Source organism: Nguyenibacter vanlangensis (assembly GCF_038719015.1).
GTDB lineage: Bacteria > Pseudomonadota > Alphaproteobacteria > Acetobacterales > Acetobacteraceae > Gluconacetobacter > Gluconacetobacter vanlangensis.
In genome coordinates this window covers 3,450,296-3,475,300 of sequence record NZ_CP152276.1, presented here as the reverse complement: position 1 = coordinate 3,475,300, position 25,005 = coordinate 3,450,296, and the positions used below count along the sequence as shown (strand labels likewise).

21 protein-coding genes are annotated in these 25,005 nt (G+C 64.3%); 10 read left to right on the top strand and 11 right to left on the bottom strand.

Annotated features, from left to right (window positions below; genetic code table 11):
* Positions 1-40: 40 nt before the first annotated feature.
* Both AAC691_RS16210 and AAC691_RS16205 read left to right on the top strand, forming a co-directional pair.
* Positions 41-2,035, top strand: coding sequence for a hypothetical protein (locus AAC691_RS16210; protein ID WP_342627653.1), 1,995 nt, complete (start codon positions 41-43; stop codon positions 2,033-2,035).
* A 39-nt stretch (positions 2,036-2,074) separates the two neighbouring features.
* Positions 2,075-2,824: a flagellar hook assembly protein FlgD gene (locus AAC691_RS16205; protein ID WP_176638988.1), complete on the top strand. Its 750-nt coding sequence runs from the start codon at positions 2,075-2,077 to the stop codon at positions 2,822-2,824.
* 89 nt (positions 2,825-2,913) lie between these two features.
* Here the strand turns inward: AAC691_RS16205 and AAC691_RS16200 are convergent, their stop codons facing one another.
* Positions 2,914-3,618, bottom strand: coding sequence for a response regulator transcription factor (locus AAC691_RS16200; protein ID WP_342627652.1), 705 nt, complete (start codon positions 3,616-3,618; stop codon positions 2,914-2,916).
* Positions 3,619-4,151: 533 nt separating this feature from the next.
* Here AAC691_RS16200 and AAC691_RS16195 point away from each other — a divergent pair.
* Both AAC691_RS16195 and AAC691_RS16190 read left to right on the top strand, forming a co-directional pair.
* Complete coding sequence (locus AAC691_RS16195) at positions 4,152-4,400, top strand: hypothetical protein (protein WP_176638990.1); 249 nt, start codon at positions 4,152-4,154, stop codon at positions 4,398-4,400.
* Positions 4,401-4,541: 141 nt separating this feature from the next.
* Positions 4,542-7,136: a hypothetical protein gene (locus AAC691_RS16190; protein ID WP_342627651.1), complete on the top strand. Its 2,595-nt coding sequence runs from the start codon at positions 4,542-4,544 to the stop codon at positions 7,134-7,136.
* A 90-nt stretch (positions 7,137-7,226) separates the two neighbouring features.
* Here the strand turns inward: AAC691_RS16190 and AAC691_RS16185 are convergent, their stop codons facing one another.
* Entirely contained in the window at positions 7,227-8,009 is a 783-nt protein-coding gene (locus AAC691_RS16185) for a prepilin peptidase (protein ID WP_342627650.1), read from the bottom strand.
* A gap of 182 nt (positions 8,010-8,191) precedes the next feature.
* Here AAC691_RS16185 and AAC691_RS16180 point away from each other — a divergent pair, with 182 nt between their 5' ends.
* From AAC691_RS16180 to AAC691_RS16160, 5 genes are all read left to right on the top strand, one after another.
* Positions 8,192-8,605: a flagellar basal body protein gene (locus tag AAC691_RS16180; RefSeq protein ID WP_176638992.1), complete on the top strand. Its 414-nt coding sequence runs from the start codon at positions 8,192-8,194 to the stop codon at positions 8,603-8,605.
* A gap of 16 nt (positions 8,606-8,621) precedes the next feature.
* Entirely contained in the window at positions 8,622-9,029 is a 408-nt protein-coding gene (flgC, locus tag AAC691_RS16175; RefSeq protein ID WP_176638993.1) for a flagellar basal body rod protein FlgC, read from the top strand.
* 232 nt (positions 9,030-9,261) lie between these two features.
* Positions 9,262-10,005 carry a flagellar basal-body rod protein FlgF gene (gene flgF, locus AAC691_RS16170; RefSeq protein ID WP_342627649.1) on the top strand — a complete coding sequence of 248 codons (744 nt, stop codon included), beginning with the start codon at positions 9,262-9,264 and terminating at the stop codon, positions 10,003-10,005.
* Positions 10,006-10,164: 159 nt separating this feature from the next.
* Positions 10,165-11,742, top strand: coding sequence for a flagellar hook-associated protein FlgK (gene flgK, locus AAC691_RS16165; protein ID WP_342627648.1), 1,578 nt, complete (start codon positions 10,165-10,167; stop codon positions 11,740-11,742).
* A gap of 20 nt (positions 11,743-11,762) precedes the next feature.
* Positions 11,763-12,842, top strand: coding sequence for a flagellin (locus AAC691_RS16160; RefSeq protein ID WP_342627647.1), 1,080 nt, complete (start codon positions 11,763-11,765; stop codon positions 12,840-12,842).
* Between the two features lie 42 nt (positions 12,843-12,884).
* On the opposite strand, the gene AAC691_RS16155 is transcribed toward AAC691_RS16160, so the two are convergent.
* The 9 genes from AAC691_RS16155 to AAC691_RS16115 form a co-directional block, all read right to left on the bottom strand.
* Positions 12,885-13,805, bottom strand: a complete 921-nt coding sequence (locus AAC691_RS16155) for a LysR family transcriptional regulator (RefSeq protein WP_342627646.1) — start codon at positions 13,803-13,805, stop codon at positions 12,885-12,887.
* Between the two features lie 74 nt (positions 13,806-13,879).
* Positions 13,880-15,712, bottom strand: a complete 1,833-nt coding sequence (locus tag AAC691_RS16150; RefSeq protein ID WP_342627645.1) for an FUSC family protein — start codon at positions 15,710-15,712, stop codon at positions 13,880-13,882.
* Between the two features lie 124 nt (positions 15,713-15,836).
* Complete coding sequence (fdhD, locus tag AAC691_RS16145) at positions 15,837-16,640, bottom strand: formate dehydrogenase accessory sulfurtransferase FdhD (RefSeq protein WP_342627644.1); 804 nt, start codon at positions 16,638-16,640, stop codon at positions 15,837-15,839.
* A 52-nt stretch (positions 16,641-16,692) separates the two neighbouring features.
* A complete protein-coding gene (gene moaC, locus AAC691_RS16140) occupies positions 16,693-17,202 on the bottom strand; it encodes a cyclic pyranopterin monophosphate synthase MoaC (RefSeq protein ID WP_176638998.1) in 510 nt (169 codons plus the stop codon).
* 1 nt (position 17,203) lies between these two features.
* Positions 17,204-18,280 carry a GTP 3',8-cyclase MoaA gene (gene moaA, locus AAC691_RS16135; protein ID WP_342627643.1) on the bottom strand — a complete coding sequence of 359 codons (1,077 nt, stop codon included), beginning with the start codon at positions 18,278-18,280 and terminating at the stop codon, positions 17,204-17,206.
* Between the two features lie 16 nt (positions 18,281-18,296).
* Entirely contained in the window at positions 18,297-20,600 is a 2,304-nt protein-coding gene (locus tag AAC691_RS16130) for an FdhF/YdeP family oxidoreductase (protein ID WP_342627642.1), read from the bottom strand.
* A gap of 47 nt (positions 20,601-20,647) precedes the next feature.
* Positions 20,648-21,097 (bottom strand): nitrate reductase associated protein, encoded by a 450-nt coding sequence (locus AAC691_RS16125; RefSeq protein WP_176641949.1) that lies wholly within the window; start codon positions 21,095-21,097, stop codon positions 20,648-20,650.
* 69 nt (positions 21,098-21,166) lie between these two features.
* A complete protein-coding gene (cydB, locus tag AAC691_RS16120) occupies positions 21,167-22,186 on the bottom strand; it encodes a cytochrome d ubiquinol oxidase subunit II (protein WP_342627641.1) in 1,020 nt (339 codons plus the stop codon).
* 4 nt (positions 22,187-22,190) lie between these two features.
* Positions 22,191-23,624, bottom strand: a complete 1,434-nt coding sequence (locus AAC691_RS16115) for a cytochrome ubiquinol oxidase subunit I (protein WP_342627640.1) — start codon at positions 23,622-23,624, stop codon at positions 22,191-22,193.
* A gap of 331 nt (positions 23,625-23,955) precedes the next feature.
* Here AAC691_RS16115 and AAC691_RS16110 point away from each other — a divergent pair, with 331 nt between their 5' ends.
* On the top strand, positions 23,956-25,005 hold the full coding sequence (locus AAC691_RS16110) for a Dyp-type peroxidase (protein ID WP_342627639.1): 1,050 nt from the start codon (positions 23,956-23,958) through the stop codon (positions 25,003-25,005).

Genomic DNA, 25,005 nt, shown 5'->3' with positions numbered 1-25,005 from the left:
GGGGCGGCGGTGCGGACAGGGGCGAAACACGGGGCGTCTGATGGGCATTACGGTGGCGAAAGCCTCGACCATGGCGGAGCAGGTTCAGGACTCGTCTTCGCCCGGCGTGCCGCTGATCGCGCCGTCCCGGAAGCCGGCGGCGACCGGCGCCCCGGCGTCCGCCGCGGGAAAAAGGGCCGCCGAGCAACGGGGATTTTTCGGCACAATCCTCAAGAACGCCAGCCAGGCTCAGGATGACGGATCGCAGGAAGACGGCAGGGTGACCGGCGACCCTGCGCCGGAAGCCGCCCCAGAATCCGTGCCTAAGTCCGCCCGTGGCCCCTTGACCGATCGCGGTGCCGGCAAGCCGGCGAGTACGGACAGCGCCGTGCTCGTTGCCTCGACCGCCGAGAAGGCCGGTCCCATGCAGACGGCGCAACCTGCGGCCGTCGCCCTTTCCACCCCATCCATGGGCACCCCGTCCGCGGGCACCCAGTCCGCGGGCAAGTCGGGCAAGGACCGATCCAGTCCCCCTGCCGCCTCGGCCGACGTCACGGATGCGAACCAGACGCCCCAGAACCTGCTGGCCGTCGTGCTGACCCAGATGGTCGCCTCCCTGCAGAACCTGTCTTCCACCCCAGGAGCGACCGGCGGCGAGACGCCTGCGGGAACGGGCACGTCCCCGCAGGCAGCGGGGAGCGTATCATCCGGCGATTCCCCGGCCGGAGGCGTCAGCCTGGCCGGCATCGTGGCGGAGACCGCGCCCGCGGACATGACGCAGCCCCCGGCGGCGACATCGGCGCAGGTGCTGTCCTCCGCCCTGCCGGTTGCGCTGTCCGGCGCCGAAGGCGAACCGGCCGCCGGTCGGCAGGTCCAGACAATCCGCACAGCGGACATGGGCGCCCTGGGATCGTACGCCGCACACGCATCGGGGCCGCCCGCAATGCCGACACCCCCCTCGCAGCCGGCAGCCTTGGCGAAAGATCCGGCCATGCCGCCGTCCGGCGGCGACCAGGGCGGAGGATATTCGGCGAGCGAAATCCGTCCCTCTTTCGAAACCTCGCCATCCGGCTCGCCCGCCGTCGTGCCGGATGGCAAGATGTCGGGGACACAGTCCGTCCTGGCCGGCAGCCCGCCTGGCGGCGCCGTCGCAGGCGGCGCGGTCGCGGCGCCCGCGACGCCCCAGGCCGGCCCCGCGAGCGCATCGGGCCAGCAGGACCGTCATGGGCCGGCATTGCCGTCCCGGGCGTCCGCCCCGTTCGCATCCTCGACATATGCCGCTGCGGCGCCTTCGGCGGACGGTGCGGCCGGGGCTGCCACCCAGCCTGTCAGGCAGAACGGCGTGGCCGGCAATCCTGGCCTGTCCGGCGGCCAGGGCGGCGGCGATCAGGGCGGAGCAAGCCGGCAGGCTGACATCCCGACGACGAACGCAATCCATCTTCCTTTCGAAACGCCGCTCTCCGCCGCGTTCGCCGCCACGCTGGATGACAGGACGTCGGCAACGCAGTCCGTCCAGACCAGGAATTTGCTTGACGGAAATATCGATACGGGCGCCCAGACTGTCTCGTCACCCGTGCTGTCAAGGTCAGCCGACGGGTCGAGTTCTCTGTCCCTGACGGTTCTGACCGGCGATTCCTCCCCCGTGCATGTGCGGGTCGACGGAGCCGACGGGATTGCCACCGGCGTGGTTCTCCAGAGCGACGACGACATCACGGCGCGCCATCTTGCCGACAACAGGCATGACCTGGTCGCCGCACTCGACGCGGCCGGCATAGACGTGCACAACCTGAAAATCGACGTCGTCGCCGCCGGCCATGACGGGGCGGGCAACCAAGGGCGGGACTCGGGCGGAGAGAGCATGTTCGGTGGGAATTTTTCGGGAAGCATGCCGGGAGGCGGCTCCGGACAGGGCGGACAGCACGCGTACGGAGGTGGCGGCTGGAGCGGCGGCATGGTCCCTGCACCGGGACGTGCCGATGCCGACGATCAGAGCCGTGCCGGCCCGGCAAGGTCGGTCGGACCATATGCCGGCAGCGGCATCAACATTACCGCGTGACCTGAACGGCAATCGCGAAGACGAGAAGGAAAAAGGCCGATGACCACGCCAACCATCAGCAATGAGGCCAAGCTTATCCAGGCGGCGGAATCGGCCGCCAAGAGTTCGGCAGCCTCGTCCGCTTCCGGGGGCACCGGCAGTTCAGGCTCGGGCAGCCTTTCCACATCCGCCTTGTCCTCGCTTGCCGACAATTACACCACTTTTCTGACCCTGCTGACGACGCAGCTGAAAAACCAGGACCCGAGCAGCCCGATGAACACCGACACCTTTACGTCGGAACTCGCGCAGTTCGCAGGAGTGGAGCAGCAGGTCGAGACGAACTCGAATCTGTCGTCGCTGATTTCGCTGAATGAGGACGGCCAGTTGAGCACCGACTCCAGCCTGGTCGGCAAGACGGCAACCGCGAACACGACGACATTGCCGCTGCAGAGCGGTTCCGCCTCGCTGAGTTTCTCGGGAAGCCCAGGAGAAACGGTCGCCATCGCCGTGGCCAACGCCTCTGGCACGATCGTCAAGGATGCCGTCATGACGGCCGGCAGCGGCACCAACACATGGACCTGGAACGGAACGGACAATAACGGCAACCAATTGTCGGACGGCGCCTATAACGTATCGGTCGAAACCATCGGCTCCTCGGGCACCACGTCCGACGTGCCATTCACCGTCACCGGCACCATCACCGGCATGACGAAGGGCGCGTCCGGCATGGAAGCCCAAATGGGCAGCGCGAATATCCCGATGTCCGACATCACGAACCTGTCCTCGGGGACAGGCAGCACCGGCTCGTAATCCGCCTTACTCGTAATCCGCCTTATTTGGGCGGCCGCGTTCCGGAGGGGCCGGCATCGACATTCCCGATGCCGCCGTCGCGGACAATGCTATGCGATGTCCAGTGCCGCCACGGGCGCCAGGATGTTGATCCCCGACATCACGGGAATGCAGGATTCCTTCGCCGCCTGAACGCCCCGGCCTTCGGCGCTGTCCATCCTGGAACCCAGCGGGGCGAAGGCATCCTCGTTGAGGCGATAGCCGATCCCCCATAATGTGGTGAAGGGCTCGTCAATACCGAAGGCGCGTATTTTCTTGCGGATCTTGCAGATCATGACGTCGATGACCTTGCCGTACGGCTCGCTTTCCCCGGCATAGAGACTGTCCAGAACCGTCTCCTTGCTCAATACCTGGGTCTTTCGCAGCGCGAGCAGTCCGAAAAGGTCATATTCCCTGCGGGTCAGGGGAACCAGCTTGTCGTCGATATGGACTTCCCGCCGGTCGATCCCGACCGTCAGCCGGCCGATATGCAGGGTGAGGCTGTCATGCCCGCTGACCCGCCGGACGATGGCGCGAAGCCGGGCCAGCAATTCCCTGGGATCGGCCGAGGCCAGCACGCAATCGTCGGCGCCAACGGACAGGACATCGGCGACGGCCGCGGGGGTCATATTCTGGGCGACGATCATCACCGGCGTCGGAATGCGGCTGTTGCGTATGTGGCGCAGCAGCTTTACGTCCGGCGCCGCCTGCTGAACGACCACGATGTCGTAATGCGAGCGGCGCAATGTTTCCACGACGCCCGCGGGTCCCGACATCGTTATTGAGACAGAGCCCTCGAGCGCAGCCTTCGACAGTCCTTCGCACGGTCTTCCACCATAAGCCGCGCTTTCGCCAATACAGAGTACGCGCATCTTGCATCCATGTATAAATGCACGGCAGCTCGCCGCGAAAGAAATAGGGGACTATATTTGTCCCGTATCCCTCCTATCGAGGCTCCGGGACGTCAACCTTCGGTCAAGGCCAGAATGGGAGCCACCTTCTAAAAAACCCTTTGATGATGCCGGATCAAAGGCATCTCCGGGCACTCGGCAACAGCATCGACATGGATACTCGGCCCGTTGGGGATGGAAGGCAAGACCCGGATGCCAAAAAACACCTTGGCGAAGCCATACCCGTCCCATAAACTGGCAGAGTATAGTTTGGTCGTGACATTGGCATGATTGGTTGACTTGACATGCATCCCGGAAACGGAAGATGTCGCGCCGACATGCTGTTGCCACCCGATCCACGTGCGCCGCATTGCCGGGCGATGTTTTTTCTCCGTTTCTCCGCAGTGAAGGATGACATAATGGCAGATACCACCGCCGCTTCGGCGCTCGCATCCAGCATCCGCCAGGCGACGGTGACGCATTCGCATGCGGCTTACCGCAATTCGCGGCCGGACCATGCGGCGGCGACCGGCATCAATGTCGTGTCCAAGGGCATTGACGGCTCTTCCTCCGCCATGCGGTTTGATGCGACGGGGCAGATCATCCCCACCGGAACGGCACACAAGGCTGAATCCGCCGAAGCGAGTGCTGTCGACCTCTTTGCCTGATCGGCATCCGTGCCGGATAGATCATCATGCGGCCGGGCCTCCGGCCCGACCCGCGCGGGTTTTCCGGTTTGCCCGGTTTGACGGACGGGATATGACCCCATCAGGATTCAAAAACACGTGCCTTTCAGCAGAACGCCCCGCGTGAGACGCTGCGTCGCGCTTTCGGGCCTTGTGCTTCTGTCCTGCTGCGCCATCACGCCCGTCATGGCAGCGGGCAGACATGTATCCGCCCGGCACCACGGCAAGCCGAACACGCCCCGTCCGTCCGACCGGGGCACACCCTCTTTTGCCCCCGCACCGGACGCGCCGCCTGCGCCGTCGCAGGATGATGGCCTGTCGGATGCGGCATTACTCAAGGGATTGCCGCCCGCATGGACGGCGACGATCCTGGACACGCCCCCCGCGGCCGCGGAGATGCAGGCGGGCGGCAAGGTCGCCGGAACGGGGTCCGGCAAGGAGGCGCCGCAGCGGGCATCCGCACGGACTTCCCTGTCCGAAGCGCAAGGCGCCCGTCAGGCTGCGCCGTCCGCGGATCGCATCCTGATCCCGGTGCCGCCGCACATGGGCATCGCCGCGTTCCACAGCGGCGACCGGTTCATCATCGTGGTCGACAACGCGGAGCCGATGGATACCAGCGCCATACGCGGGGACGGCATCTTCTCGACGCTTACCGTCAGGACCCTTCCGGACGCGACCCTGATACAGGTGCGCCTTCCGGACACGCGACGCCTGTATCTTTCGCAGCAGGCGGAAGGATGGGTGCTGGGCGACAAACCGCCGCCGGGAGACGATTACGCGGACCGGCGGGTGATCAATCCGCGCCCGGTCGAGGACGGGATCCTGTATCCGATGCGCCGGCCCGGGCGCGTCCTGTCGATCTCGGACCCCGCATCCAGGGACCGGCTGCTCGTCGGCACCTCCACCATGGATGACGGCGGCATACTCTCGCTGCGGGAAGGCGACGGGTACGACGTATGGCCGACGGCCGAGGGCGTGGTCGTCGCGGCGCGGTCTCCGGATATCGGCATGCGGGCGGAGCCCGAGGGCGCCCTTCTGAGCGGGGACGGCAAGCCCATTCCCGATCGCGGCGCGGCGGTCTATGCCAGCGATGTCGACCTGAAATGGCTTGGATTGCTGGACCTGCCGGTGAGCGGGCTTGCGAAACGCTATCACGATGCGCTTCTTGCCGCCGCGGATTCGGACCCCGCGCATCGTTTCGCGCGCCGCCTGGATGCGGCGAAGGCCGCCTTCAGCCTCGGTTCGTTCGTGGAAGCGCGCGGCATCCTGACGGTCGCCCTTCAGGACGATCCGGAAGAATCGGCTCTGCCGGGGGTCGGATTCCTTCTGGCGGCTTCGGAATTGCTGTGCGGAAACACGCAAGGCGCCGCGGGCCTCGGCGGTCCCTGGCCGGACGGCCAGCAGCGCGCGACGCAGGTCTGGCGCGGCCTGTATCTCGCCGCATCGGGCGGGCATGACGCGGAAGCGGCGCATCTCCTTGCAAAAGATTTCGCCAGGCTCAGGGCTTATCCCGGTCCGGTACGGGATATGGTTTTGCCGATGGCGGCGGAGGAAATCGGCCGCTACGGATCGCAGGACGACGTCGTCGCCCTGGACGATCTGCCGCCCGGTCCGGCATATCGGCTCGGGGCCGCGTTCGGGCAATTGCGCTTCGGCCAGCGCGATCGTGCCTATGCGGCATTCCGGACACTCGCCGATGACAGGGACCCGGTCGTCGCCGAGAAGGCCTCCGAGCAGAGGATCTCGCTCGACCTTGCCGATGGCCGTATCACCCCCGATGGGGCGGTCGCCGCCTTCGGGTCCCTGCTTCCGGATGCGCGGCTGGCGGGCCGGGACGCGGCGCTGCGCCTGCTGCAGGCCGATGCCGATCTGCGGATGCATCGATGGAACGAGGCGCTGACGGCCATAGACGCCGCCCGGGCGGGCCCGCACGCCGCATCGGAAAGCGCGGCCGCACCGCTGCTCTTCCAGGCCCTGGCGGGGATTGCCGACACCGGGACGCAGGACATCGGGACGCAGGGCGCGAGCCCGGACAGCCTGCTGCATGACGCCGCCATGCTGAAGGCGCATCGGTCCGACCTGCCGCCGGGCGTGCGGAAGGGCGAGATCCTGGTGGCCTATGGCAAGATGCTGCTTGCCCTGGGGCTGTCGGACGATGCGGCCCAGGCTTTTTCCGATGCGATCCCGATGCTCGAGTCTCCGGATGTCCGCGCCCTGGCGGGGGCCGGGCTGGCGAACGCGGACATCGACAGAAAACGCCCGCAGGATGCGATGGACGCCCTGACGGCCACGGATGACCAGGGGCTGTCGGACGACGTCAAGGCGACCAGACGCAGGATCGCGGCGCGGATCGCCCTGGCGACGGGCGACCGGGCCAAGGCATTGTCCGTCCTGCGCGGCGATAGGGATGCGGCCTCCCTCGATATCGTGGCGCGCATTCACGAAGGGAAAGGCGAATGGGCGGCGGCGGCCGGAGATGTGCGCAAGCTGGCCGAGGCGACCATTCCGCAAGCCGGCCCCCTGACGCCGGACCAGCAGATCCTTGCCCTTCGGCTGGCCTCGGATGCCTCGCGGGCCGCCGATCGCCCCATGCTGGACTGGATTGCCAACCGGATCGGAGACAGACCGATGGAAGGCGACGACGCGCGCATGTTCAGGCTGCTGACGCGGCGAACGGACAGCGCGCTGGCCGACGCGCAGATGCCGTCCGCCCTGTGATGTTCCGATTGTCGCCTGCCTGATTGTCGTCTGCCTGATTGTCGGGAGCAGGGCCGCCCCGGCCCGCGCGCCGCGTGCGCGCTGCGCGGTTCAATGGGCCGCGATACGATACACCCAGTTCGGCAGGCCCGGGACGCCGTGCAGGAGCAGCGTTATCGCCAGGCCGAGCGCGAATGACGGCCCGGTCGGTTGCATCCGTATCCGCTCAGGACCGTCGAGGCGGCCCCACCCCGGGGCCCGGACATGGCGCACGGCGACACATGACGCCCAGTAGAGAAACCCGGTCACCGAAAGAAAGATCGACAGGTCCCCGATCCCGACCCAGGCGCCGCAGGCGGCCGCCATGGCGACATCCTCGCCGGACAGGAGGTTGGCCCGAAGCGACACGGAGAGGAACAGAAGGGCCAGGACCGCCGCCCCCCAGGACGCCGCGGCACCCAGGATCGCCGCGTTCGCGCCGTCCCGCAGGGCACCGGCCAGCAGGCCCGCCAGAAGCATGGGGATGAGAACATGATTGGGCAGCCAGCCCGCGATCCTGTCGAACAGCGCCGCCAGGCAGGCAAAGTTGAGCGCGAGGATATTCGCCGCGGCGATCGGCGCCGGCATGCAGGCCAGGCACAGCATGGAAAACGCGGCGGTCAGAAGGCATCCAGCGGTTATTTCCCGCTGCTGCTGCGATGTTGCCCGCACGGGACAGGCATAGACCCCGCCGATCATCGGCAACCAGCGCAGCAGGACCCGATACAGCCCGATCGAGATGGGAAACCAGAGCGCCACCCCGAAGCCGGCGAGAGATGTCCGGCCGTCGCGCACCAGAAGGCTCCATATGACCATGCCCGCCATTGCCGCAATGGACAGGAGCCAGTCGCCCATATCGGATTTCCACATCCAGTTGCCGTTCATCCACGACCGGGATTCAGTTGCGGGCGCGCAACGCCGAAAAAACTATGGTTATCATCGCCGCCACAGGCTATTCAGACATCGTCATCGCTGTATAAAGACGGGTGCATCGCAAGTACAGGCACCGGCAGAGAACGGAAGGGAACTGACATCGCATGCTGGAAGCATTGTCATCCCAGGTGTCGCCGGTCAATGGCGGGACAGATGTGCTCGATCTGGCCGCGCGCCGCCTGCAATGGCTTCAGACCCGCGAATCCGTTCTTGCCGGTAATGTGGCCAACGCCAGCACCCCGGGTTACGTACCAAAGGATATCGCTCCGTTTCAGGGGGTCCTGCAAAACCAGATGGCCATGACGCTGGCGCAGACCGAGCCAGGCCACCTGCCCGGACATGGGGGCGCCGGCAAGGCGGACCGGATGGGCGGCTCGGCCTCGCCGGACGGGAACGAGGTCAGGATTGAGGACGAGTTGGAAAAGGTGGCGAACACGGAAGACCAGCAGCGTCTCGCGACGAATGCCTACAGCGTATATATGTCGATGTTTTCCACGGCCCTTGGCACCTCGTCCTGACCGCGAGAGTTGAGATATGGATTTTTCGGACAGTTTGGGCGTCTCCGCCGCCGGAATGCGCGTGCAGGCCGAGCGGCTGCATGTCGCGGCGGAAAACCTGGCCAACGCGGATACCACGGGCTCGACCCCGGGGGCGGATCCCTATCGGCGAAAGACGATTACCTTCCAGGAGGTCCTGAACCACGAGTCCGGGGTTTCCAGCGTGGCGATCAAGGAAATCGGGCAGGACCAGACACCCTTCCAGACGCGGTACGATCCCTCGCATCCCGCCGCGGACTCGGCGGGCCTGGTCAAGATGCCCAATGTCAACACGATGGTCGAGATCATGGATACGCATGAGGCGCAGCATGCGTATGAAGCCAATCTCAACACCATGCAGATCACGCGCTCCATGCTGACCCGTACCGTCAACCTGATGAAGTAGCCGGTCGCGCGCCGGGCCGGGCCTGCCGGGCGGTCTGAAAATTTCCCGATTGGAGAGGGCTGAAACGCGCTTTTGTGCCGGCGGCCGTGTCTTGTGCCCGTCGGCGGCGCATGTTGCCGTTGCGCAGGCAATCCGTTAGTCTTGTGCTGGATAGCGGAAATGTGCGGCGATATGTCTTAGCCGGATGCCTTTACCGGATCCGGCCGGGCCCGATTCCTTCTGGAGAGAGACATTGGACAATACGACATATATTGCCCTGTCCCGCATCGACGTCCTGACGCGTGCCCTGGACGTGACCGCCAACAACCTCGCCAACGCCAATACCGACGGATACAAGGCGACGCGGCAGCTTTTTTCCGAATATCTCGTTCATCAGAACGACGTCCACACGCCGGCCGGAGAGAAAGACGAAACGTACACGCAGGACAAGGCGACCTATCAGGACCATCTGCAGGGCGCCCTGCGACAGACGGGCAATCCGACCGATTTCGCCATCAATGGCGAAGGCTATTTTACCGTTCGCACGACACAGGGAATCAGGCTGACGCGCAATGGCCAGTTCCATCGCCGCCTGGATGGAACGGTCGTTGACGGGTCGGGAAACCCCATACTGGACAATAACGGAAGAAACCTGGTTCTCCAGCAGCAGGATGATGTTCTGTCCGTCGCGTCGGATGGCACCATATCGACCGAAAACGGCATGGTCGGAACTATCGGGCTGGTTACGGTCGACAATCTTCAGACCCTGGTGCCCGAAGGCAATTACCTGCTGAGACCGACGGCGCGGACACATGCGGTGGCGCGGCCGGAAATACGGCAGGGCATGCTGGAGTCGAGCAACGTCAACCCGGTTTCCGAAACAACGAAACTGGTCGAGATCCAGCGCGACTATGACCTGACATTCCAGCTTCTACAGACCGAGTCGACGCGCAACATGAACGCGATCGACAAGATTACGGCCGAACCGATGTCCTGATCAGGCGGATGCCCGGGATCCTCAATGCCGCGTCTCGTAACCTTTTAGAAACCATTCATCTATAGCAAACCCTCGAAATCCTCGTCGATGTCCGCCCGGCTTCAGGCGGCGGCATGGAGGTCGACAGAGACGGTGGCTTTGCACGCGGGGACTGTGCGTATGGATCTGATCTCATCTCTATCGATCGCCACCAGCGGGCTGAACGCGATCGAATCCGAACTGTCCGTCACCTCGCAGAACGTTTCGAACTCGGGCACGGCAGGGTATGTGAGCGAAACGGCCACGATATCGTCCGACGTGCCGGGCGGCCTGAGAAACGGCGTCAGGATCGGCGCGACGCAACTGAGCATCAACCAGGCGCTGCAATCGGCCCTGTACGGGCAGAATGCCCAGGTCGCATCCTATTCGACGATGAGCAATTCGCTTGCCGCGGTGTCCGCCGTCCAGGGCTCGACATCGTCGGATTCCGGCAGCACGAACACGCTTTCCGATGATCTGGGCAATGTGCAGAATGCCCTTACGGAACTGACCGCCAATCCCCTGGACAGCGCCTCGCAATCGACCGTGATCTCGAACGCGCAATCCTTGACGACCGCGATCCATACACTGGCCACGACATATGCGAGCCAGCGCCAGACCGCACAAGACAATGTCGCCTCGACCGTATCCTCGGTCAATTCCGACCTCACGCAGATCGGCGTTTTGTCCAAGCAGATCATGAACCTCAAGGCCATCGGATCGGACACGGCCGATCTCGAGAACCAGCGCCTGGGAATCATGTCCGACCTGTCCTCTCAACTTTCGGTCACGTTTTCTACGACCGCGAATGGCGACATGATCGTCCGGACCGCGGACGGGACGGAACTTCCGACCCGCCCCGACCAGATCGGCGGAAATGACAGTTCGGAAACCCTTCCGAGTTCCACCTGGCCATTGAGCACATCCGACGCCACCGTCACGTCGGACATGTATTATGCCGCCGGCAACGCCGGTTCGACGATCCCCGGCATCATGCTGGCCGGAACGGACGTCACCGCGCATCTGACCGGCGGCACGTTAGGCGCCAACGTCACGCTGCGCGACGACACCTATCCGCAGATGCAGGCGCAACTGGACTCGTTTTCCTATACGCTCATCAATCGTTTCAACAACGCGGGTCTCTCGCTGTTCACGAACAGCACGGACGCAACCGGCACGACCGTGCCCCAGTCTTCCAATCCGACGCAGGAGACGCCCAACGGTATCGTGGGGCTGTCGTCGGCGATCGGCGTCAGCCGGATATATGCCGACACGCCGTCATTGCTCACGACCACGACCAACGGCACGACCGGTGCGACGACGACCGGCGATACGACCATCATCACGAACGTTCTCAGCCAGGCCTTCGGAACCGGTTCCAACGATGTCAGCCAAAGCGCGGGTCTTGCCGCGCCGTCGAGCGGCCTGGGGCCGGACGGCAGCCAATCAACGGGTTACAATGGCAACCAGGGGCTGCTTGCACTGGCCACGACGCTGACCTCGGCCCAGGGCGCGACGATCTCGACCGCGAGCGATAATCTGACGTCCGCCACCTCGGTTCAGACAACATTGCAGACAAGCGTTTCCAACGTATCCGGCGTCAACGTGGATGACGAAATGTCCAAGGTCGTGGCCTTGCAAAATGCCTATACCGCCAACGCAAAAGTGGTCTCTGCCGTACAGAACATGTTTACGGCGCTTCTGGATGCCATCAATTAAACAGGCTCGGAGCAAAGCAGATGAGCACGACGATCGGTCAGTATGGCGATGCCGGCGCCTCTCTTATCCTCTCTTCCGGCATCAAGGACATGAACCTGGAGAACGAAACGCTCTCGTGGGAAACGTCTGCCGGCACGCTTTCTGAAACCTATGCGGGACTTGGTTCGACGCGATCGACCGCCATCAGTCTCACGCCGCAGATCACCCAGGTCGGCGCCTGGCAGGCCAATATCACGAATGCGCAGACCAACCTGACCGTCACGGCCACGGCCCTGACGCAGCTTGTCTCGCAAGCTCAGTCGATGGCCACGAGCCTGGTGGGCATTTCCGGCACGACGTCCCCCGGTGCGGTGACGTCCGTTGCGGCGCAGGCGGCCAGCACCCTGACCGAGCTGCAATCCGTTCTCAACACGTCCAGCGGATCCGGCTATGTCTTTTCCGGAAACGATTCCAACACGCCCCCGATCAACGGCAACATGCCGCTTGCGAACAGCGCGCTCGCGGCACAGATCTCCAGCATCGTCGGCACACTCGGCTCGGCCGGCGCATCGTCGGTCATGGCCAATGCCACGACCGCCGCGAGCGACCCGTCGCTCTCGGTTTTTTCGCCATCGCTCTCCGTCTCGCCCGGCGCGGCCGCCGGCCTTCAGCGATCGGTCGTAACGGGCGACAACTCATCGATAGCCGTCGGCATCGTTGCGACACAGGGCACGGCCACGTCCTCGACGTCCTCGACATCCACGGGTTCGCCGATCCGGGACCTGATGCGCGACATGATGATCATGTCGTCAATGAAGAACATGTCGCCTTCGACAAGCGGTTTTTCGGATCTGGTCAACCAGCTTAACGCATCGCTCACGACCACGATCGGCCAGCTTACGGACATGGAATCGACGGTCGGCGTGACCCAGGACGGCCTGACATCGCAATCGACGCTGCTTACCAGCGTGCAGTCGATGCTGACGACCCAGCTTTCGAATGCCAGAGACGCCGATATTGCGTCGGTTGCCACGGAGACGTCCGAACTCAATACGCGGCTCGAAGCCTCGTACATCCTGGTTTCCGATATGAAAAATATGACATTGGCAAATTATATCTGACTATGTCGGTTCAGGCTGTCCGGCGGGCGGGAAGCGCGATCCTCAACCGGATTTGCACAGGAGATCCAGGTCGTCCTGCAAGCGCGTTTTCAGCACCGTGGCCCAGACTTCCGACGCGAATGTGGAGAGCCCCGGCTCGCTCAGGCGGACCAGTCCGACGGAGCCGGGCGAAAAACCTGGAAGACGCCGCATCTTTAACCGGCCCTGTGGTGGCACGCGCAAGGGAAAGGAGGAAACCGGCAGAATGGTCGCCACCTTTCCGGCCATGACTTCGGCGTGTATCATTTCCAGGGAATTCGTTTCGAGCCGTATGATCGGCTCGACCCCGGCGGTCTGAAACCCGACATCGACCAATTGCCGACAGCGCAATTCCCTGCTGAGCAACGCGAGGGGCAGCCTGGCCGCGGCCTCCCAACTGATCTGATCTCCTGCCGGCAACGACGACGCATCGGATGTCGCGAGTACCTGCTGTTCGGCATAGAGAGCACGCACTTCGAAAGCTTTGGCCTGGGGACATTGATCGTAATACATGATGCCGATATCGAGTTCCTTGCTTACCAGTTTCTCGATGATCGCGATGTTCGGCAGGACGAAGACCTCGCTTGCGAAGTCACCGCATCGTGCCCGGACCTCTTCGAGCAAAATGGGAACGATATGCACGGCGGTCGGAATGACGCCAATCTTGACGACACCCGCGATAGCCTGCCGGGAACTCGATACTTCATTGCGCAGTTCGCTGACGCCCCTCAGGATGTCGTGCGCCCATTTGAGAACGCGCACCCCGTCGTCCGTGACGCCAAAGACCTTTTTCTTGCGGTCGATAATGACGATACCCAACTCGTCTTCGAGCTGACGGATGGCCCGGGAGAGCGCCGGCTGCGACACGTTGCATGCCTGGGCAGCCTTGGAGAAGCTCTGATACCGTTCGATTTCGCGAAGATAATATAATTGCTTCAGAAACATGATCTGCTCTTCTCGCTGATTGGAGATTGCGTGCCCTGCTGCGACATGGCCCGTGCGGTGTTAGTCCGGGATTCTCATTCCACAATACTCTCCCTTGATAACGAGGCATTATCGATAATCCCACGTAATGCGCGTATGATTTCCGGCGTGGCATGGGCCTGGGCATGGGTATGGGCCTGAAGATCGGCAAGCGTGAGCCGTGCCAGTCCCACGGAATCCTCACCCTGTTGCGACCATCTTTGCAAAAAGACCCGGAGCCTCGTCGCCGCCTGTCGTGACAACGACGCGCCCTGCGACGCATCGCGCAGTTCGATAATCCACAGGCCGAGCACCATGGCCTGCAGGTGGCGCGCCAGGTAGTGTTTGAGCGTGTCGTCCGGCGCGCCCCGGCATGTCCTGACCGACCGGACCATGCTGGCGGCATTTTCGTAAAGCCATTGCGCGATCGTCTGGGTCGCCGATGCCTTCGCCAGGAGGCGCAGCCGCCTCTGGACCCAGATGTCGGTACGACGCAGATGGCTTACCGCGCCAAACGGAAACACGGTGGACAGGATCGTCTTCTCGTACACGATCGCGGCCAGAAACGACATCGCGCCATTGAAAAACGCGATCTCGTCGGTCCGTCCCCCGTTGCTGGGCGCGATGAGGACAGGCAGGAACATGTTGAATGCCATGGCATGGGTGCCCAATCTGCTGTCCCGGGCAGCAAGCCCACCGACGAACATGGGACAGAACAGCAGGGCAGCGAGGCATTCGGGTGCCGTCACGGCCGGCATGACGACGCATACGAACAGGCAGGCGACTGCCGTGCTCCACATCGCGCCGGTCAGGAAATCCCGCGCGGCCACGGCCGGCAGGTCGCGGGTCGCCAGAAGACCGCTGACGAGGGTCAGGTAGGAAAAGAAGCGGGGCCCTTCATCCCAGGCGGTCACGTCCCAAAGAAGGCCGGCACCGAGAATGCCGGTGGCCGTTCTTGCCCCTACTCTTGCGGCCTCTGCCGCCTGGCGTGGGGAATGTGCCGAGAACCGGAACCTGTCGCCCCGCCTGGGATGCAGGATCGCCGCCATATGCCCTCGCGCAGCATCCATGTCGTCCTTCAGTTCGGAGGCCGCCAGGCCGACACGCGCCCTGGCGAGACTCATGAGGAGGACGCTCAATGTCGCGCGCGCATGATCGACGATCCGACCATGGCCCGGCCCGAGTTCGAGCACGTCGAACTCGACCCGGGCGTTCGCGGCCATGACATCCTCCAGCAGATCCGTTTCCTGCGATATGGAGAGAGGGCGCCCGGCGGAGTCCCTGATGGCGTCCTCGACCCTGGCCGTCATGCCGCGCAGGCGTGCGACGAGATTCGTGAATGCGACTTTCTCGGCATTGCGGCTGGTCAGCGTCGCCACGGCGGTTTCACACAGGATGCCAAGAACGATGTATGTTCCGCGGGACAGCGAGATTTCAAAGACGTTCTGGGGCGCCGTGAAAGCGGCCGAGGAAACGATCGCGCCGGTAAAGCTGGCGACGAGAAACGCATAGCGACGATAGCCGTCGAAGAACGTGGCGCACGCGCTGCAACCGCCCACCCACAGGGCCATGGACGGTATCAGCAATGCGGGCTGCTGCGGCAGACACGCAATGGCACAGACGCTGATGATGCACCCCGCAGCCGTTCCGACAAGGCGCCAGCGCGCCTTGGAGAGGGTCTCTCCGCGGGTCGATGTCGCGACGACCCAGACGGTGAGAGGCGCCCATTGCGGACTATCCAGCTCCATCCACATGGCGACGAGCAGGGACATGAGCGCCGCCACCGACGTCCGCAGGGCAAATGCCGTGCTGGACCACGACGGCGCATACAGCCACGCCCATTTTCCGGGCCATGCCGGCAGAGTGGCCCCTTTCACGGCCGCCGACATGTGCGGCCCACCGCATGACGCAGCGGCAATGCGGCGCGGGACGATTGCGATGGAGCGCCCGTTTGCGGCGCCCCGGCCCTGTCGGCCCTTCCCCCGGTGCCAGCCTTCCCGTCCTGACGCGCGATCATCGCGCCAAGCGTGCCCCACCGCAGAACACGAGCTGCCTGTCGTGACGCGCGATGGCGATCAATGTCTGGTTCATCCGTTCGGCGAGCTGGTATGCCCGGTAGGTCGGGGCGGAAACCGCGACGACCGTGGCCATGCCGGAGCGCACGGTCTTGAGCGCCATTTCGAACGAATACCGGCTGCTCAGAAGGCAGATCCCGTCCGTCTGGATCGCGGCATCGCGCATCCTGGCGCCAATCAGCTTGTCGAGCGCGTTATGGCGGCCGACATCCTCGCGGATGAGGAGGATGCGACCGTCCCGGTCGGCCCAGGCCGCCGCATGCACCATGCGCGTCCTGGCGTTCAGGTCCTGCCAGCGATCGAGGTCGTCCAAGGCGCGGCGCACCGCCGCCGGGGCGATCGTGTACGCGACCGGGAAGGGCGCCGTTTCGGCCGCATGCACGGACGGCACGTCGTCGCTTCCGCAGAGTCCGCAACTTGAATGCCCGGTCTGGGCGCGGGGCCTGCGCCGGAGCAATCCTGCCAGGCATTCGCCGGCGATCCTGACATCCAGCGTCGGTCCATCATCCCCTTCCGCCACCACGACCGACCGGATCTGATCGGCGGAGTGAACGATTTCCTCCGTCAGGCAGTAGCCGAACGCGAAATCCTCCAGGTGGTCCGGCGTCATCATCATCACGCCGTGCGGAAGGATCCCGTTGAACAGAAGCCTGACCGGCACCTCGTCCGCGACGTTCAGGACGGTCGGCGCATCAGGACGATCGAGGGGCGCCACGGTCAGCGCATGAAACAAGTCGCCCATGGCAGTCTCTTCCTCCGTTCCGTCTCGCGCACAAGGCCGCAAAGCGGACGGGTCATGACACCGCGACGACAGGCAGGGCACTGCCGAAATCGCGCTTTCCGCCGGTCTTCCCCAGCAGCCGCACGTCCCGGATCACCATGTCGTGGGTCAGGGCCTTGCACATGTCATAGATGGTCAACGCGGCAACCGAGGCGCCTGTCAGGGCCTCCATTTCCACGCCGGTGCGACCTGTGCAGCGCACGCGGCACTCTATCACGGCTTCGTCCCCCTCGACCATGATATCGACCGCGCATCCGGACAGGTCGAGCGGATGGCAGAGCGGTATCAGGGACGACGTCGCCTTCACCCCCATCACGCCCGCGACCTGCGCCACGGTGATCACCGCCCCTTTCGTCGTCATGAAGGCCGCGTCGTGGAGCGCCCTGGCGACCTCGGGTGGAAATCGCACGCGCGCCTGGGCATGCGCTTCCCGCTCCGTGATCTGTTTTTCGGCCACATCAACCATACGCGGAACCTTTCCGCTCTCGTCGAGATGCGTGAGGATGGGTCCCTGTCGCGTCATCTCAGCCTCCGATATAGTGCATTTCGATTTTTTCGTGCGTCTGCTTGTACTTTGTTCCGTCTGCCTGGGCCGTATCCTCGACGCGCGCCTCGCTGTATCGGTCGGCGCGGTCGCGCCATATCCGGGACAGTACCTGGCGAAGCCGCTCGTCGTCCCCGGCACCGGATTGGTCGCGCAGGATCGCGCGCAGGTCGGTGCCTTCGGTCGCGAAGAGACACGTATAGAGCCGTCCCTCGGACGAAAGCCGCGCGCGCGAACAGCCGCCGCAGAACGGCGCGCTGACCGAGGCGATGAAACCGATCTCGCCGCCGCCATCGACATAGCGGTAGCGGCGCGCCACCTCGCCGCGATAGTTCGGCAGAAGCGGTTCGAGCGGCCATAGCGTGCCGAGCCGCGCCAGCAATGCGCGCGACGGCACGACGTCGTCGCGCGTCCAGCCGTTGCGGCTGCCCACATCCATGTATTCGATCAGGCGCACTACGACGCCGGTATGACGAAAATGCGCCAGAAGATCCGGTACGCCGTCATCGTTCACGCCGCGCTGGACGACGGTGTTGATCTTCACGCCGCCGGGAAACCCGGCATGACGCGCGGCATCGATGCCGCGCAACACAGCCGCCAGTTCCGCTCTTCCGCCACTGAGGCGCGCGAAAACGCGCGGATCGAGGCTGTCGAGGCTGACCGTTACGCGGTGCAGCCCCGCCGCGCGCAACGCGCCCGCCTGACGGTCCAGCAGCACGCCGTTGGTGGTGAGCGCGACGTCGTCGATGCCGGGAATCCGCACCAGGCGCGCCACCAGATCCGCCAGGCCGGGGCGAAGCAGGGGCTCGCCGCCCGTCAGGCGCAGCTTGGTGACACCCAGTGCCGCCGCCATGCGCGCCACGCGCGCGATCTCGTCGAAATCGAGCCGTTCCGGCGGCGACAGGAAACGAAAGCCCTCCGGATAGGCTGCTTCCGGCATGCAGTATGGGCAGCGGAAATTGCACCGGTCCATCACCGATATCCGGAGATCGCGCAGGGGGCGGCCCCGTCGGTCCAGGACCGGCCTGTCCGTGCGCCTCAGGGCGATCTCATCCACGACGCCTTCCCGCCTTCTATCCGGCGATTCGGATCGGCGCCGCCGAGGCAACGCTGGGAACCACCTTGACGGGTATGGACTTGGCCGCCGGGGTGCCGCTGATCTCGTCGAAATAATCGAGCGGCAGCAGCGGGTTGAGTTCGGGGTAATAGCCGGCGATCGCGCCGCGCGGCATCGGGTAGTCGATGACCGTCAAGCCGTCGACATAGCGCCGGTAGCCGTCGTCGCTGCAGGTCTCGAGCCCGATGACGGCCCCGTTCTCCAGCCCCCGGTCCTCGCGATCCTGCTTGTTCATGAAGATCACGAGGCGGTTGTTGTACACGCCGCGATAGCGGTCGTTGTTGCTGTAGATCGTGGTGTTGTACTGGTCGTGCGAGCGAATCGTCGCCAGGCGCAGCATCGCCGGGTCCGCGACGACGTCATTGACCTCCAGCCCCGGCAGAACGAGGAAATTCGCCTTGCCGTTCGGAGTCGGCCAGACCCGGCGGCGTGGCGGGATGTCGAGATGGAAGCCGCGCGGATTTTTGATCTTCTCGGAGAAATCGGCATAGATGTCCGGATAGATCGCGGCGATCTTGTCGCGGATCAGCGTGTAATCTTCCATATACTGCGCCCAGGGCGTCCTGGACTCCGGCAGGGTGGCCATGGCCATGCGGCAGACGATCTCGGTCTCGGGGCGCACGTCGGGGCTCACCGGTTCGAACACGCCGCGCGAGGGCGTGACGTTCGCCATCGCGTCCTCGATGGTCACGAACTGTTCGCCCGCCGTCGTGCGGATGATCTCGGAGCGGGACACGACGGGCAGGATCAGGGCGTCCTTGCCATGCACCAGATGCCCGCGATTGAGCTTGGTCGCCACGCCGACGGTCAGGTTGAGCCGCCACATCGCCGCGTAGGTGCGCGCGGTGTCCGGAACCGCGCGGGCGAAATTGCCGCCCATGCCGAAGAATACCTTGGCGGTCCCCGCCTCCATGGCCTCGAGCGCCTCGAGCACGTGATGGCCATGCGCGCGTGGCGGCTCGAAGCCGAAGACGTCGCGCACGCGGTCCAGATAATCCTGGCTCGGCTTCTCGTCGATGCCGACCGTGCGGTCGCCCTGCACGTTGGAATGGCCGCGGATCGGCGCGATGCCCGCGCCGGGCTTGCCGAAATTACCCTTCAGCAGCAGGAGATTGGCTACCTGCTGCAGCAGCCGCGAGCCTTCCTGGTGCTGGGTCAGCCCCATGCCGTAGCAGATGATCGTCGCATTCGATTTCGCATAGATCCCGGCGATGTGGCGGATCTGCTCTTCCGTGATGCCGGAGATGCGCGTGATGTCGGCCCAGGAGACCGACATGACGTCCGCGCGCAATGCCTCCAGCCCCACCGTGTGCTCGGCGATGAACGCCGTGTCGAGCACCGCCTCGCCGCGATCCTCGGCCTCGAACAACGCGCGCATCATACCCTTGAAGACCGCCAGGTCGCCGCCGATGCGCACATGCACGAAGTCGCTGGAAATCGCCGTCGAGCCGAACGTCGCCATCTGCAGGATATCCTGCGGCTCGGTGAAGCGGATCAGCGCGCGTTCCGGCATGGGATTGATCAGGATGACCGGCACGCCGCGTTTGCGCGCCTCGACCAGGTTGGTCATCATGCGCGGCGAATTGGTGCCGGTGTTCTGCCCGATGACGAAGATCGCCTCGGCATGGTCGAAATCGGCCATGACGATCGTGCCCTTGCCGACGCCGATCGCGGGCGGCAGGCCGCGCGAGGTCGGCTCGTGGCACATGTTGGAACAGTCGGGGAAGTTGTTGGTGCCGAATTCCCGCACGAAGATCGAATACAGGAACGCCGTTTCGTTGGCCGTGCGGCCGGAGGTGTAGAACTCGGCCTGATGCGGGCTTTCCAGCGCCCTCAGATGCTTCCCGATCAGGGCGAAGGCGTCGTCCCAGGCGACGGGAACATATTTGTCCGTCGCGGCGTCGTAGCGCATGGGCTCGGTCAGGCGCCCTTGCATTTCCAGCCAGTAATCGCTCTTGTCCATCAGCTCGGTGACGGTGTGCCGTTCGAAGAATTCCCGCGTCACCCGTGCCTTGGTCGCCTCATGCGCCAGCGCCTTCGCGCCGTTCTCGCAGAATTCGAGCGTCTTGCGATGGTCGGGGTCGGGGAAGGCGCAGCTCGGGCACTTGAAGCCGCCAGGCTGGTTCATCGCGAGCAGGCCGCGCGACCCCTTCACCAGCACGCTCTGTTCCATGAGCACCTTCGCCGTGGCGCCCGCCGCGCCCCAGCCGCCTGCCGGGTGGTGATAGGGCTTGAACGTGGATTCTTTCTCTTTGCTCATGGTACCAACCTCCTGATGGCCATTGCCGGGCCCGCCTGCCATAGTGGTTAAAGGATGCCGAATTCTTTTAATGCCGGCACGAAATTCTCGTTTTCGTGTTGGGACCGGGTCAGCTTGACCAGCGCGAAACGCTGCAGCGGCGCCAGTGCCGCCCATTCTTCCGCAGTCGGCGGGACCACGCCATCCGCCTCGGCCTGGAGACGCACGGAGTCGGGCATGCGGCCGGGCTGCTGCCAGTCCCCGAAGTCCCGCGCGGCCAGATAGCGGACCGGCTCGTCCGTCCGGGCCATGATCCGATCCAGCACGAACACGCGATAGACGTCCTGCTCGTCCTTCGTCTCGCACGGCATGTCGGCCAGCCTGCCGCGTTCTTCGTGCGACAGGCGGCTCCATTGCCGCAGCGTCATCTTGATACCGACGATGTCGAGTTTCTGCCGCGCGATCATCGGAATGCAGCGCAGGGAACCGGCAAAGTCGCGTTCGAATTCGAAGATCATGGTTGCGCCTCGTGCGTTCTTGTTCTTATGCCGTCCTCGCCCGTCTCCGATCCGTCGCCGCGGATGCGTTCAATGATAGCCATCGGCTTCCGTCACTTTCCCACGAAACACGCGATAGGAATAGATCGTGTAGGTCAGGATGATCGGCAGGAGGATGGCGGTGCCGATAAGCTGGAAGAACTGGCTCGACGGCGGCGAGGAGACGTTCCACAGCGTCAGGCTTGGCGGCACCGCATAGGGCCAGACCGTGATCCCGAGCCCCGACAGGCAGAGGAAGAACCAGCCGAGCGCGCACAGGAAGGGCACGCGCGTGTGACCCTTGCGCAGGCTTGCGGCCAGCAGCAGGCCGAGCACGACCACCAGGACGGGCACCGGCGCCACGAAGGCGATGTTCGGCCAGTCGGTCCAGCGGCGGAGATAGGGCGCGTGCAGCAGCGGCGTCCACAGGCTGACGGCAACGATGCCGACGAAGAGCCCGGCCGCCAGGCGCCGTGCCCAGCGGCGGCAGGAGGCCTCGAGGGTGCCGGTCGTGCGCCATACCAGCCATGTCGCGCCGAGCAGGGCATAACCGCACGTCACGGATATGCCGCAGAAGACGCTGAACGGCGTCAGCCAGTCCAGCGGGCCGCCGGAGAATGCGCCGTCGGTCACGGAGACGCCCTGGACGACGCCGCCCAGGATCGCCCCCTGGCAGAAGGCGGCAATGCCCGACCCCGCCATGAAGCCGGTATCCCACAGCGCCTCGCGCGCCGTGCCCCGCGTCATGACGCGGAACTCGAACGACACGCCGCGAAAGATCAGGGCCAGCAGCATCAGCACGATCGGCAGATAGAAGGCCGGCAGCAGCGTGGCATAGGCCCCGGGGAACACCCCGTACAGCACGGCCCCGCCGAGGACCATCCAGGTCTCGTTGCCGTCCCAGACCGGCGCGATGGTATTGACCATCACGTCCCTGCGGCCCCGGTCGCGCTCCAGCGCGAACAGCATGCCGATCCCCAGATCGAACCCGTCGAGGATGACATAGATCGTGATCGCGGCGATCAGGATCACGGCCCAGACGATCGGAAGCCAGTGTGCGAAATCCATCATGCCTTCAGGCTCCCTTGCCGGAAGAAAAGGTCACAACGGCCGGATGGACGCGCGTCGCCAGCATGTCGGACGCCCGTGTCGGCGCGGTGTCGGGCTCGCCTTCCTGCGGCGCGCGCGCCAGCAGCCGGACCAGGATCCCCAGGCCGGAACCGAACACGATGACATAGACGACGACGAAGGCCGTCATCGACACGGCCATGCTCGACAGGATGACCGGTGCCGCGCTGTCCGACGTCCGCAGCAATCCATAGACGGTCCAGGGCTGGCGGCCGACTTCCGTGGTGACCCAGCCGCAGAGCAGGGCGATGAACCCGGCCGGCGCCATGCACAGCGCCACGATATGGAAGACCGGACTGGTGAACAGGGTGCTGTTCCGGCGATGCCACAGCGACCAGAGCCCGACCAGCATCATCAGGACGCCGAGCGCCACCATGATGCGGAAGGAGAAGAAAATGACCGGCGATGGCGGGCGCTGGTCGCGGGGGAAATCCTTCATGCCCGGCACCTTGCCGTCCAGGCTGTGCGTCAGGATCAGCGAACCGAGCAGCGGGATCTTCACCGCATAATCCGTGTGCTCGGTCCTCATGTTCGGAATCCCGAACAGCAGTTCCGGCGCACGCCCTTCGGTCTCCCAGTCGCCTTCCATGGCGGCGATCTTCACCGGCTGGTATTTCAACGTGTTCAGGCCATGCGCGTCGCCGGCCAGAATCTGCACGGGCGCCACGATGGCGGCCATCCACATGGCCATGGAAAACATCACCCGCACCGGTTCGCCCGCGATCGCGCCCGCGCGGCGCGCCCGCAGCATGTGCCAGGCGCCGGTCGCGCCGACGGCGAACGCGACGGACAGGAACGCGGCCAGGCCCATGTGAACGAGCCGGAACGGAAAGGACGGGTTGAAGATGATGGCCAGCCAGTCATCGGGCAGGAACTGCCCGGTGGCGGGATCGATCCTGTAGCCGCGCGGCGTCTGCATCCACGAATTCGATGCCAGGATCCAGGTCATGGAAATCAGGGTACCCACCGACACGCAGCAGGTGGCGGCGAAATGCAGGCCGCGCCCGACCTTGTTCATGCCGAACAGCATGACGCCGAGGAAACCGGCCTCGAGGAAGAAGGCGGTCATGACCTCGTAGGACAGCAGCACGCCGGTGATCGGCCCCGCCTTCTTGGAGAACACCGACCAGTTCGTGCCGAACTCGTAGGCCATCACCAGGCCGGAGACGACGCCCATGCCGAAGACGATGGAGAACGCCTTGATCCAGTAGCGATAGAGATCGAGGAAGACCTGCCGCCCCGTCGCCAGCCACGCGCCCTCGAGCACGGCAAGATAGGCGGCAAGGCCGATCGAAAAGGCGGGAAAGATGATGTGAACGCCCACGGTAAAGGCGAACTGGAAGCGCGCAAGTAAAAGCGCTATATCATGAGCATTCTGCATCAATATTTTCCGCAATCCCTGGCATTACGAAATCCCGATTAAAAGAACTGACGCTGAAGGGGCAGGAAGCATTCGACAACGGCCAAGGCCACGGGACCGTTCGTCAAAACAGATGGCGTGACGTGACCGGTATGGTGTTAAATCAACCTGCTACCGTGCGTCCAAGACCTTTTATTTATATTCTTATGCGTACTGGTTATAACAACTCATCCTTTCCCTCGGATTCGATTATACCTATGATCCATGGTCAACCGGCCAGCAGCCGTCCTGGCATCGGGCGGCAGAAGATGCCTGCTCGCGGCTCGGGGAGCATGAAGGGAGTTTCCGTCCATTGGCCACATCTCAACCCGTCGATGCCAAATTGACTCAGGCCGCCTTGTTCCTTGTCGCGACCCTGAACACAGGCGATCAAGCCGCGGCAGGCGCTCAACTCCGGGACCTGCTGGGAGATCTTTCCTCGCTGTTGCGCGGCGTCGGTTTTCGTATCCCCGACGGGCGCCTCAGTTGCGTCACCGGCATCGGGTCGACGGCATGGGACCTTATTTTCGGCGCTCCGCGACCGAAGGATCTTCACCCGTTCCAGGCCATCCACGGCGTGCATCATGCCCCTTCGACCCCGGGCGACCTGCTTTTCCATATCCGTGCCACGCGCATGGATTTGTGCTTCGAACTGGCAGCCACGATCGTCTCGCGCCTGGAAGGCGCGGCCAGCATCGTCGATGAGGTCCACGGTTTCAAATATTTCGACGAACGCGACCTGCTGGGCTTCGTGGACGGCACCGAAAACCCGTCCGGCCAGGCGGCCATCGACTCGGCGATCGTGGGCGACGAGGATCCGGCCTTCACGGGCGGCAGCTACGTCATCATCCAGAAATACCTGCATGACCTGAAAAAATGGAATGCCATTCCGACCGAAATGCAGGAAAACATCATCGGGCGTAAGAAGCTCTCCAACATCGAGCTGGCCGATGCCGCCAAACCCAGCTATGCCCATAACATGCTGACGACGATCGAGGAAAACGGTCAGCAACTCCAGATCGTGCGGGACAACATGCCATTCGGCGCGGTCGGAAAGGGCGAATTCGGCACGTATTTCATCGGCTATGCGCGTTCGCCCGCACGCATCGAGCAGATGCTGCACAATATGTTCGTCGGAAAGCCCCCGGGGAATTACGACCGGATTCTGGACGTCAGCACCGCCGTCACCGGCGCATTGTTCTTCATCCCGACCGCCGATTTCCTGGATGGCGCTCCGGACATCGCTGCGCCGGCACGGTCGCCCGACGCGAGCGGCCGCGCATCCGCGCCCCCCGAACCCGCCCCAAGGGCACACCAGGCCGATCCGTCGCTGGGTATTGGCTCGCTGAAAGAGGAACCCTGA